The organism is Planomonospora corallina (genome assembly GCF_042650625.1).
Classification (GTDB): domain Bacteria; phylum Actinomycetota; class Actinomycetes; order Streptosporangiales; family Streptosporangiaceae; genus Planomonospora_B; species Planomonospora_B corallina.
The window spans coordinates 336,149-338,573 of sequence record NZ_JBHSBM010000017.1 but is presented as its reverse complement, the minus strand read 5'-3'; the positions used below and the strand labels follow the sequence as shown (position 1 = coordinate 338,573).

Annotated in this window: 2 protein-coding genes; both read left to right on the top strand. The window is 78.8% G+C overall.

Features of this window, described 5'->3' with window-relative positions:
* On the top strand, positions 1-596 hold a 596-nt coding region (locus ACFOWE_RS14740), incomplete at its 5' end, for a pyridoxal-phosphate dependent enzyme (RefSeq protein WP_377287944.1).
* 48 nt (positions 597-644) lie between these two features.
* The coding region (locus ACFOWE_RS14735) for a DUF6493 family protein (protein ID WP_377287942.1) at positions 645-2,425 on the top strand (1,781 nt) is incomplete at its 3' end.

Below are 2,425 nucleotides of genomic sequence, written 5' to 3'. Positions count from 1 at the left end.
GCCACGGCGCCGAGGTGGTGATCGCGCCGCCGGCCCTGCGGGAGGTCACCTGCCTGGCCCTGGCCGACCGGCTCGCCGCCGCGGTGGTCCGCTCCGACGACTTCGACGTCATCGCCGGGCACGGCAGCGCCGGGATCGAGATCGTCCGGGACCTGCCCGGTGCGGGCACGATCCTGGTGCCGGTCTGCAACGGCGGCCTGCTGGCCGGCATCGCGGTCGCGGCCAAGGCCGCCGACCCGGCGATCAGGGTGATCGGCGTCGAGCCGGAGCTGGCCGCCGACGGCGCGGCCAGCTTCCGCTCCGGCCGGCGCACCGCGTGGCCGGTGCAGCAGACCTACCGCACCCGGGCCGACGGCCTGCGCGCCCCGGTCCTGGGCGCCCTGGCCTGGGAGCACATCCGCCGGTACGCGGACGACATGGTGACCGTGAGCGAGGACGCCATCGTGGCCGCCGCCGGCCTGCTCGAGCGGGAGCTGGGGGAACGCGCCGAGCCCTCCGGCGCGGTGACCACCGCGGCCTACCTCGCCCACCGGGACGCGCTGCCAGCCGGTCCCGTGGTGGCCGTCCTGTCCGGCGGAAACGTCGGTGGCCCCTGAGACGATCACGGCTCCGTCCCGCACCCGCGACCGTGGAGAGCCGCCGCCATGCAACCGAAGGACGTCCAGCCGACCGCCTGGGAGCGGGTCCGGGAGTTCATCGACGCCGGGGACGCCGCCGGGGTCGCGGCGGCCGTGGCGGCGCTCGACGGGGCCGGGCGGCGTGCGGTCGCACATGAGCTGCCCGGGCACGTCGCGGTGGCGAGGGCGCGGGCGGAGCGGCTGCACCAGGAGCAGCGCGACCTGATGGACCGTGAGTGCGCCGCCCGGCGGGCCGAGGTGGAGCGGCTGCACGCCGCCGGGCGCTTCCGGGACGAGGAGGAGTACCGCGGCGCCTGGGCCGCGACCTGGCACCGTCCCTGGTGGCGGCTGCCGCCGGTGCCCGACTGGACCGGGCCGATGCGGGTCGCGGGCGCCGGCGTGATCGGCGGCGCGGCGGCCGCGGCGGCCTGGATCAACCGTGGGGAGCTCGGCGGCTGGGACCTGCACGGCGACCCGGCCGCCGCCCCGCTGCTCACGGCGATCACCGCACGGCCCGTCGCGTGGCAGGCCGACCTGGCCGTACGGCTCGCGCTCCGGGTCCGCGACGGCCGCCGGAGCCTCCCCCTCCGGGACGGGAACCTGCCGCTGGCGCTCGCGCTGCTCCGCCGTACCGGCGTGACCCCGCCCGAGCACGACCCGCTCGTGGCCGGCTGGGTGTCGCTGGGGGCCCGGCTCGGCGAGCTGCGGACCGACCCGCTGCTCGACCACTTCCTGCCCCGGATCTTCGAGGCCGAGGGCGTCGGCCGGGTGCTGCGGGGCGAGCGGCCGGACGCGCCCCGCCCGGACTCCTGGCTCGGCGCCCTGTGCGCCCTCGCCGCCGAGGGCCGGGTGGACCGCGCCCTCCTGCTCGGCGGCTGCCGGCGCCGCTTCCTGCGCGGCGGCGAAGGACCCGACCTGCGTTTCTTCGCCCACCTCCACGAACTGCTCGCCCCCTCCCCCGCCGAGATCGGGCCGCACGCCGTCGACTACCTGCGGCTGCTGCCCACCGCGCCGGCCCTCGTGGCCGAATCCGCCCTCAGGCACCTGCGCCGGCTCCCCGGCCTCGATCCGGAGGACGTGGCGGAGGCGCTGGAGGGGCTGCTCTTCCGGGCCGAGACCGGGCTGGTCCGCGCGGGCCTGAGCTGGTGGGACGAGGCCGTACGGCGGGCGCCCGGCCGGGCCGACGCGTTCGCTCCGGCGCTGGCGGCGGCCTTCGGCCACCAGGCGCGGGCCGTGCAGGAGCGTGCCGTGCGTCTCGCCGTACGGCACGCCGGGCGTTTCACCCCGCTCGGCGCCGAGGCCCTCCGTGCCGCCGTGGAGCCGCTCCCGCCCGCCTCGCGCGACCGGCTGGCCGCGGTGATCGGCGGCGAGCCCGCCGGGGGACCGGAGCCCGGAACCGGGGCCGGAACCGGGAACGGGGCCGGGGCCGGGGCCGATAGCGGCGTCTCCCCCGAGGAGGAGGTGTTCGTCCCGCGGGCGCTGCCCGCGCCGGTCCGCCCGGTCCCGCTGGCCGGCCCTCCGGACACCCCCGGATATCTGGCCGACCTGTACCCGCGCGGCGACTGGCAGGCGGCCGAGCGCTGCCTGGCCGCCTTCGTCCGGCTCGCCGCGCGGGACCGGGAGTCGCTGCGCGCGTGCCTGGCCCCGCTCGCCGGCGGCGAGGAGGGACGGCTGCTCAATGAGGAGTGGCGGGAGCCCGGTGACTGGATGACCGCCCTCGCGGCCGAGCTGGCGAGTCACGGACGCGCGTACACGAACGCCTTCACCGCGTTCTCCGCCGGGACCCGGCGCGGGCTGGCGGGCGGGGG